The organism is Micromonospora maritima (genome assembly GCF_902825405.1).
Classification (GTDB): Bacteria; Actinomycetota; Actinomycetes; order Mycobacteriales; family Micromonosporaceae; genus Micromonospora; species Micromonospora maritima.
The window spans coordinates 1-8,485 of record NZ_CADEAU010000227.1 but is presented as its reverse complement, the minus strand read 5'-3'; the positions used below and the strand labels follow the sequence as shown (position 1 = coordinate 8,485).

At 73.5% G+C, this 8,485-nt stretch carries 11 protein-coding genes and 1 riboswitch; of the genes, 4 read left to right on the top strand and 7 right to left on the bottom strand.

What is annotated here, in order from left to right; all coding sequences use genetic code 11:
• Positions 1-759 (bottom strand): energy-coupling factor ABC transporter ATP-binding protein (locus tag HUW36_RS19515; protein WP_174529494.1); only part of this gene is annotated, 759 nt, incomplete at its 3' end.
• Positions 760-870: 111 nt separating this feature from the next.
• Positions 871-1,461 (bottom strand): ECF transporter S component, encoded by a 591-nt coding sequence (locus tag HUW36_RS19510; protein WP_174529493.1) that lies wholly within the window; start codon positions 1,459-1,461, stop codon positions 871-873.
• A gap of 73 nt (positions 1,462-1,534) precedes the next feature.
• Positions 1,535-1,641: riboswitch (TPP riboswitch) on the bottom strand.
• Positions 1,642-1,718: 77 nt separating this feature from the next.
• Here HUW36_RS19510 and HUW36_RS19505 point away from each other — a divergent pair.
• From HUW36_RS19505 to HUW36_RS19490, 4 genes are all read left to right on the top strand, one after another.
• The gene (locus HUW36_RS19505) at positions 1,719-2,555 is read left to right on the top strand and encodes an alpha/beta fold hydrolase (protein WP_174529492.1); all 837 of its coding nucleotides are present in this window, start codon (positions 1,719-1,721) and stop codon (positions 2,553-2,555) included.
• Complete coding sequence (locus HUW36_RS19500) at positions 2,552-3,301, top strand: sugar isomerase domain-containing protein (protein WP_174529491.1); 750 nt, start codon at positions 2,552-2,554, stop codon at positions 3,299-3,301. The genes HUW36_RS19505 and HUW36_RS19500 overlap by 4 nt, the downstream gene beginning before the upstream one ends.
• Before the next feature lie 91 nt (positions 3,302-3,392).
• Positions 3,393-3,896, top strand: a complete 504-nt coding sequence (locus HUW36_RS19495) for a DUF6328 family protein (RefSeq protein ID WP_174529490.1) — start codon at positions 3,393-3,395, stop codon at positions 3,894-3,896.
• A gap of 113 nt (positions 3,897-4,009) precedes the next feature.
• Positions 4,010-5,971 carry an acyl-CoA dehydrogenase family protein gene (locus HUW36_RS19490; RefSeq protein WP_174529489.1) on the top strand — a complete coding sequence of 654 codons (1,962 nt, stop codon included), beginning with the start codon at positions 4,010-4,012 and terminating at the stop codon, positions 5,969-5,971.
• A gap of 56 nt (positions 5,972-6,027) precedes the next feature.
• Here HUW36_RS19490 and HUW36_RS19485 read toward each other — a convergent pair whose 3' ends face one another.
• The 5 genes from HUW36_RS19485 to HUW36_RS19465 all read right to left on the bottom strand — a co-directional run.
• Positions 6,028-6,198 (bottom strand): hypothetical protein, encoded by a 171-nt coding sequence (locus tag HUW36_RS19485; protein ID WP_172967943.1) that lies wholly within the window; start codon positions 6,196-6,198, stop codon positions 6,028-6,030.
• Between the two features lie 9 nt (positions 6,199-6,207).
• The gene (locus tag HUW36_RS19480) at positions 6,208-6,813 is read right to left on the bottom strand and encodes a hypothetical protein (protein ID WP_174529488.1); all 606 of its coding nucleotides are present in this window, start codon (positions 6,811-6,813) and stop codon (positions 6,208-6,210) included.
• A gap of 52 nt (positions 6,814-6,865) precedes the next feature.
• Complete coding sequence (locus tag HUW36_RS19475; protein WP_091572124.1) at positions 6,866-7,168, bottom strand: ArsR/SmtB family transcription factor; 303 nt, start codon at positions 7,166-7,168, stop codon at positions 6,866-6,868.
• A gap of 43 nt (positions 7,169-7,211) precedes the next feature.
• Positions 7,212-8,087 carry a metal ABC transporter permease gene (locus tag HUW36_RS19470; RefSeq protein ID WP_174529487.1) on the bottom strand — a complete coding sequence of 292 codons (876 nt, stop codon included), beginning with the start codon at positions 8,085-8,087 and terminating at the stop codon, positions 7,212-7,214.
• Between the two features lies 1 nt (position 8,088).
• Positions 8,089-8,485, bottom strand: a 397-nt coding sequence (locus tag HUW36_RS19465; protein WP_174529486.1) for an ATP-binding cassette domain-containing protein, incomplete at its 5' end; no start/stop codon positions are given.

The following is an 8,485-nucleotide window of genomic DNA, read 5'->3' as shown; positions in this document are numbered from 1 at the left end:
CGGCGTGGTGGCGTGCCGCGGCGGGACGGTGTGCCCGGGCACCCAGACCCCGGCGGCGGCCAGCGCGTCGCCGTGCGCGGCGAAGACCGCCTCCGGCGGCCCGTCGGCCCGTACGCCGCCACCCGGTTCCAGCACCACCACGCGGTCGACGAGCGGCAGCGCCTCGGCCACCCGGTGCTCGACCAGGATCAGTGTGGTGTCCGGGTCGAGCGCGTCCGCGACGGCCCGGCGGATCAGGGCCGCGCCGGTCGGGTCGAGGTTGGCGGTCGGCTCGTCCAGCAGCAGGAGGCCGGGGCGGAGCGCGAGCGTGCCGGCCAGCGCGAGGCGTTGCTGCTCGCCCCCGCTGAGCGCGGCGGTGGGCCGGTCCCGGTGGTAGGGGAAGCCGACCCGGCGCAGCGCCTCGTCCACCCGGGGCCAGATCTCCTCGGCGGGTACGCCCCGGTTCTCCAACCCGAACGCGACGTCGTCGCCGGAGCGGGCCATCACCAGCTGGGTCTCCGGGTCCTGGAAGACGACGCCGACGCGTTCGCGCGCCTTGCGCGGGTCCAGCCCGTCGATCTCGACGGTGCCCTCCTGCTCGCCGGAGTCCTCGGGGAGCAGCCCGGCCAGCGCCGCCAGCAGCGTGCTCTTGCCGGCTCCGGAGGCCCCGAGCAGCAGGACCCGTTCCCCGCTCTCGACACGCAGGTCGACCCCACGCACCGCCCAGGCCCGGCGCCCCCCGTGCCGCCACCCGAACCCCCGGAGAACCACCCCGCTCACCGTTCCACACCCCCTCCCGTTCCGACCCCAGCCTCGTTGATCAAGGAGTTCGCGTCAGGGATATCGCCCGCCGCCGACGCGAACCCCTTGATCAACAGGGCGGCGGACCGGTCAGACCAGGGCGCGGTCGCGGCCGGCGGGAAAGCGGTCCAGGACGCCGGTGTTGGCCAGCGCCCGGGTCAGCAGGTGCGCGCCGAGGCCGGCCACGACGGTGGCGCTGACGATCGTGATCAGGGCGTACGGGATCCGGTAGGAGGTCAGCTCGTAGGCCTTGTTCCAGTAGACGAAGTCGAAGATCGCCGCGCCCAGGCCGGTCAGCGCGCCGGCCAGCACCGCCACCGGAAGCCGGAACGAGCGGTAGCGGAACGCGGCGAACGCCAGCTCGGCGCCGATGCCCTGCATCAGGCCCTGGAGGATCACGATGCTCGCCCACTGGCTGCCCAGCAGCGCGGAGACGATCGCGGCCACGGTCTCGCAGTAGAGCGCCGCGCCCGGTTTGCGGATGATCAGGCCGGCGAGCACCGCCGGGACCAGCCAGACGCCGTAGAGCAGCGCCTGTGCCGGCGGGAAGAACGCGAACGCCGCGTCGGTGGCGCTCCAGAGCAGGCCCCAGGCCCAGAAGACGACGCCGAAGGCGACGGCGATCACCGAGGCGACGACGATGTCGACCGTACGCCAGCGGTTGCTGTCGGTGTGGCTCATGACGGACTCCCAGTTCAGATGAGGAACCAGGAGAAGACGCACGCCGCGCCCGGAACGCCCGGACGGCGGCGCGGCTGGAGGTCGACCGAACTCCCTGCGCTGGCATTACCCAGATCAGGTTCGAGGGTCTGCGGGCCTCGGCCCGCACTCTCAGCGCTGTGCGCTCCCCTGTCGGATGTGAAGTTGTCTCGTCGCAGACGCTAGCACCGCGGCCTGCCCCGGGCCCAGCAGGGCGACTGTCGGCTACGGTGGCGATCATGCGGGTCGAGGCGCGGGGACTGACGTTCGAGGTACGTACCGGCGGCCCCGAGGGCGGCGACCCGGTCCTGCTGCTGCACGGCTTCCCGCAGCACTCCGGCGAGTGGGACGCGGTGACGCCCGCGCTGCACGCCGCCGGGCTGCGCACGTACGCGCTGGACCAGCGCGGCTACTCGCCGCTCGCGCGGCCGGCCGCCGTCGAGGCGTACCGGATCCCGGAGCTGGTGGCCGACGCGGCCGGCGTGCTCGACGCGCTCGGGGTGACCCGGGCCCACCTGGTCGGCCACGACTGGGGCGCGATCGTGGCCTGGGGGTTGGCGGCGGCGTACCCGGAGCGGGTGCGGACGTTGACCGCGGTGTCGGTGCCGCACCCCGCCGCGATGGGCCACGCGCTCGCCACCGACCCCCGGCAGAAGGCGAAGTCCGCCTACATCGCGTTGTTCCGGATGCCGGGCAAGGCGGAGAAGGTGCTGCTGGCGCTGCACGGCGCCGCGTTGCGGCGGCTCCTGCGCGGGGTGGGCGACGCCGACGTGGTGGCCCGCTACGCCGAGCCGATGCGCGACCCGCAGGCGCTCACCGCGGCGCTCAACTGGTACCGGGCGATGAGCGGGACGGACATGAAGGCCGTCGGACCGGTCGAGGTGCCGACCACGTACGTCTGGAGCGACCGGGACGTGGCGATCGGTCGGACGGCCGCGCAGGCGTGCGCGGCGCACGTCACCGGGGACTACCGCTTCCTGGTGCTCGACGGCGTCAGCCACTGGATTCCCGACGAGGCGCCCGGCCCGCTGGCCGAGGCGATCCTCGCCCGGTGCACAGGAGCGGAGGAAGCATGACGGTGAGCGCCGAGGACTACCTGGCGATGGTGACCGAGACGATGGGCCGGGTGGCCGCCGAGCAGCGGCGGAACGTGGCCGCGGCGGCCGACCTGATCGCCGACGCGCTGCGCGCCGACGCGGTGGTGCACGCCTTCGGCACCGGGCACTCCGAGGCGCTCGCCATGGAGATCGCCGGGCGGGCCGGCGGGCTGGTCCCCACCAACCGGATCGCGCTGCGCGACCTGGTGCTGCGGGGCGGGGAACCGGCCGACGTGCTCGGCCCGAAGCTGGAACGCGAGCCGGCCGTGGCGCACCGCCTCTACGAACTGGCCCCGATCCGGCCGCAGGACGTGTTCGTGCTCGCCTCGAACTCGGGCGTGAACGGGGCGATGGTGGAGTTCGCCGCCATCGTGAAGGAGCGCGGGCACGGCCTGGTGGCGATCACCTCGGCCCAGCACTCGGCCCGGATGACGTCGCGGCACCCGTCCGGCCGCAAGCTCGCCGACTTCGCCGACGTGGTGCTGGACAACGGCGCCCCGTACGGCGACGCGACGCTGCCGCTGCCCGGCGGCGGCGCGGTCGGCGCGGTCTCCTCGATCACCGCGGCGCTGCTGGCCCAGCAGATCGTCGCCGAGGTGGTGGCCCGGCTGCTGGCAGCCGGCGAGAAGCCGCCGGTCTACCTCTCCGCCAACATCACCGGCGGCGACGAGCACAATGCCGAGTTGGAGGCCCGGTACGAGGGCCGCATCCGCCGGGGAGCATGAGCGCGTTTCGCGATCCCCCCGCCGGGGCACTGGCGGTGCTGCCGGCGGGCGTTCACCCGCCGGTCGTGCCGTCTTCACCGGAGGTTCGCGAGTGTCCAAGGAATCCGAGAAGCAGCGCTGGCAGCGTAACTTCGCCGACCTCTTGCAGGAGTTGCGCGTCGCACAGACCGGCGTGCAGATCCTCTTCGCCTTCCTGCTGACCCTGCCGTTCAGCAACGGGTTCACCCGGACCACCGAGTTTCAGCGGGACGTCTACATCGTGGCGTTGCTCGCCGCCGCGGCGGCGACCGCGATGATCATCTCGCCGGTCGCGTTCCACCGGGCGCTGTTCCGCCAGGGGCGCAAGCCGGAGCTGGTCCGCTTCTCCCACCGGATGGCCACCGGTGGCCTGTTCTTCATGCTGATCGCGATGGTCAGCGCGGTCCTGCTGATCACCGACTTCGTGCTGCCCCGGCCGATCGCATTCGTGCTCAGCGCGGTCACCGGGGTCTGGTTCCTGACCTTCTGGGTGATCCTGCCGTTCGCCCGGCGCAACTGGGGTGAGGACGACATCGACGACGAGGACGACGACCCGCGGACGCTGTCCGGCGACTGACGGTCCGCCAAATCGGGCGTGCACGCGACGCTACCCCTGGGTAACACCCGGGGGTAGCGTCGTCTTCGTCGCGCACGTCGACCGCAGCCGGACCGACCATCCAGGAGGCAGCCGTGACCACGACACAGAACAGCCGGCCCGAGTCCGCCGACGGCGCGGGGCCGCTGCCCGCCGAGGCGGGCCAGGTCTCCGAGAAGGAGGCCCGCCAGGTCGCCGAGGCGGCCCGCGAGGCGGCCTGGGACCGGCCCAGTTTCGGCAAGGAGCTGTTCCTCGGCCGGTTCCGGCTCGATCTGATCGATCCCTGGCCCCGGTCCGACCCGGACGACGTGGCCCGCGCCGACGAGTTCCTCGCCGCGTTCGGGGCGTACCTGAGGTCCGAGGTGGACGGCGCGGCGATCGAGCGCGACGCGCGCATCCCCGACGAGGTGTTCCACGGGATGGCCCGGCTCGGCGCATTCGGCATGAAGATCGACCGGAAGTACGGCGGGCTCGGGCTGAGCAACCTGCACTACTGCCGGGCGCTGATGCTCGCTGGCTCGGTGAGCCCGGCGATCGGCGCGCTGCTCTCCGCGCACCAGTCGATCGGCGTGCCGCAGCCGCTGAAGATGTTCGGCACGCCGGAGCAGAAGGAACGCTTCCTGCCCCGGCTGGCCGCGGGCGAGGTCTCCGCGTTCCTGCTCACCGAGCCGGACGTGGGTTCCGACCCGGCCCGGCTGGCCACCACCGCCGAGCCCACCTCCGACGGCACCGGCTACCGGCTCAACGGGGTGAAGCTCTGGGCCACCAACGGCACGGTCGCCACCCTGCTGGTGGTGATGGCCCGGGTACCGGCGGCGGAGGGGCGGCGGGGCGGCATCACCGCCTTCGTGGTGGAGGGCGACAGCGAGGGCATCACGGTGGAACGGCGCAACGCCTTCGTCGGGCTGCGCGGCCTGGAGAACAGCCTCACCCGGTTCCACGACGTCCTCGTGCCGAAGGAGAACGTGATCGGCGGTGAGGGCAAGGGGCTGAAGATCGCGTTGACCACGCTGAACACCGGGCGGCTCTCGCTGCCGGCCATGTGCGTCGGCGCCGGCAAGTGGGCGCTCAACGTGGCCCGGGAGTGGGCCGCCGACCGGGTCCAGTGGGGCCGGCCGGTCGGTGAGCACGAGGCGGTGGCGAAGAAGCTGTCCTTCATCGCGGCCACCACGTACGGCATGGAGTCGATGCTGGACCTGTCCTGCCTGCTCGCCGACGACGACCGCAACGACATCCGGATCGAGGCGGCGCTGGTCAAGCTCTACGCCAGCGAGATGGCCTGGCGGATCGCCGACGAGCTGATCCAGATCCGGGGCGGGCGCGGCTACGAGACGGCCGACTCGCTCGCCGCCCGAGGCGAACGGCCGGCCGCGGTCGAGCAGCTCCTGCGCGACCTGCGGATCAACCGCATCTTCGAGGGCTCCACCGAGATCATGCACCTGCTGATCGCCCGGGAGGCGGTCGACGCGCACCTGTCGGTCGCCGGCGACATCATCGACCCGGACGCGGGGCTGGGCCGCAAGGCGAAGGCCGGCGCGCGGGCCGGCGCCTTCTACGCCAGGTGGCTGCCCACGCTGGCCGTCGGCCGGGGCCAGGCGCCCGGGGCGTACCAGGAGTTCGGGCCGCTGGCCGGGCACCTGCGGCACGTCGAGCGGACCTCGCGCAAGCTGGCCCGCTCCACCTTCTACGCGATGTCCCGCTGGCAGGGGAAGATGGAACGCAAGCAGGCGTTCCTCGGCCGGGTGGTGGACATCGGCGCCGAGCTGTTCGCGATGTCCGCGGTCTGCGTCCGGGCCTACGCCGAACTCGCCGAGCACCCGGAGAACGTCGAGCTGGCCGACCTGTTCTGCCGCCAGGCCCGGCTGCGCGTCGACGAGCTGTTCAGCGGCCTGTGGTCGAACACCGACTCGGTCGACGTTGCCGCCGCCAAACGGATCGTCGCCGGCCGGTACGCCTCGCTGGAGACCGGGGTGGTCACCCCGCCCGCCGACCTGCCCTGGGTGGCCCGCTGGCAGCCCGGCCCGTCCACCGCCGAGGACGTCCGCCGCCGCCTGTAAGGAAGGGCCCCTTGTTAACGCATCCGGTAGAGGAGGGGACCCCTTTTAACAGCCGCTCAACCGCGGGCGATCGCCCAGGCGATCACCGCGGCCAGGATCAGGCCGTTGAGGGCGGCCAACACCAGGTAGGCCGAGGGCGGGATCTTGCGGCCCTTGCGGACGAAGCTCACCAGCACGCCCGCGTAGCCCAGCAGCAGCACGGCGACGACGATCAGGAAGTACAGCACCGGCACACCCTACCGGCCGCCCCGCAGCCCCAGTCTGCGCAGCTCCAGCGCGGCGAGCGCGTCGACCGTCGCGTCGTCGCCGCGCCGCCACGCCTCGGCCACGTCCGGCGCGATCCGGGTGAGCTTCGACAGCGGCTGACCGGCGAGCGCGCGCAGCGCCAACAGGTCCCGCCCGGCGGGCACGGTGGCCATCGCCTTCGCCGCGCCGGCCCGGCGCATCCAGCGCACCCGCAGCGGCAGCCAGCCGAACAGCACCAGGCCGAGCGGGAACACCAGCACCGCGACGGTCAGCGCGAGCGCCAGCTGGCCGACCAGCTCCTGCTGGTCGCGGCCGGCGTCGGCCATCGCCCGGGCGGCGTCCGCGGCGCGGTTGAAGGGAGCGGTCAGCTCGTCGCCGACCAGCGGCACCCGGCCGACCTTGCCGCCGGCGTCGGCCAGGTTGTCGGCCAGTCCGCCCCCGGCCCCCTCCAGCTTCCGCCCGGGTACGGCGAGCTTCTCGACGAGGTCGTGCAGCCAGAGCGCGAAGCGGATCGCCGCGTACACCCAGACGACCACGAGCAGATCGGTGAGGAACTGGCGGACGGCGGTCGGAAAACGGTCGGCGTAGATCTTCACGCCGGACAGCCTGCCACGGTGGGCGGGCATCGGCACAGGGCCGATCCGCGACTCAGGACGACCCTTCGCCGGCGTGGCTCACCGCGTCGGCCACGATGTGCGCCACGTGCTCGTCGACCAACGCGTACGCGATCTCCCGGCCCCGCCGGGAGCCGCGCACCACGCCGGCGCCGCGCAGCACCCGCAGGTGCTGGGAGACCAGCGGCTGCGGGGCGCCGAGCTTCTCCACCAACTCGTGCACGCAGCGCTCGCCCTCGGCCAGCTCGCTCACGATCGCCAGCCGGATGGGAGCCGAGAGCGCGCGCAGCAGGTCGCCCGCGCCCTCGAAGGCGTCGTACCCGTTCGTGCCGGTCACCCCGTAACGGTAACCAATGCCAGCTGCGCCGGCCGGCGCGGCCTCATCTGAGCGCCACCTCGTGCTCCGCCGGCTCGGCCACCGGCGCGTGCCCGGTCGACCGGCCCCGACGCCGCACCGCCCGGACGCCGGCCGCGCCGAGCGCCACCACCAGGAACGAGCCGATCGCCACCAGCACCACCGAGGCGCCGGGCGCGGTGTCGGCGGTGGCCGCCACGAAGACTCCGGCGCCGGCCGCGAACAGGCCCAACGCCATCGCCGCCGCCATGGTGGACCGGAAGCCCCGGGTCACCTGCTGCGCGGTGGCCACCGGCACCACCATCAGCGCGCTGATCAGCAGCACCCCGACCGCCCGCATGGCGATGGTCACGGTGACCGCGGTACCCACCGCGATGAGCAGGTTCAGCGCCCGCACCGGCAGGCCGGACACCCGGGCGTACTCCTCGTCGTGGCAGACCGCGAACAGCGCCGGACGCAGCACCAGCATGGTCACCAGCAGCACCGCGCCGAGCACGCCGATGGTCACCAGGTCGCCCTGCGACGTGGTGGTCAGGGACCCGAACAGGTACGCGTTGAGCGACCCGCTGCTGGCGTCGGAGAGCCCGACCAGCATCACGCCGCCGGCGATGCCCCCGTAGAACAGCAGTGCCAGCGCCAGGTCGCCGGAGGTGCGCCCGTACGCGCGGACCAGTTCGATGACGACCGCGCCGAGCGTGGCCGCGAGCACCGCCACCAGCACGGGGGAGCGGTTGAGCAGCAGGCCCGCGCCGACGCCGGTGAGCGCCACGTGCCCGATGCCGTCGCCGATCAACGCCAGCCGGCGCTGCACCAGGTAGATGCCGAGCGCCGGCGCGGCCAGCCCGATGACAAGCGCGCCGACCAGGGCGCGGAGCATGAAGTCGTACTGGAAGAGGTCCATCTCAGATGCCTGTCCAGAGCCCGGCGGGCTCCTCGTCGCAGTGCGGGTGCACGTGCTCGTGGTCCGGGTCGGCGTGGTGGCCGGCCGGCTCGGGCACCGGGCCGTCGTGGGCGATCCCGCCCTGGTGCACCACCACGGCCCGGCTGATCAGTGGGCGCAGCGGGCCCAACTCGTGGGCGACCAGCAGCACCGTGCCCCCGCCGTCGCGGAACGCGCGCAGCGCCTCGGCGAACGCCTCCTGGCTGGCCGCGTCGACCCCGGCCGTCGGCTCGTCGAGCACCAGCAGCTCCGGCCCACCGGCCAGAGCACGGGCGATCAGGGCGCGCTGCTGCTGGCCACCGGAGAGCGTGGCCACCGGGTCACCGGCCCGGTCGGCCAGGCCGACCGCGCGCAGCGCC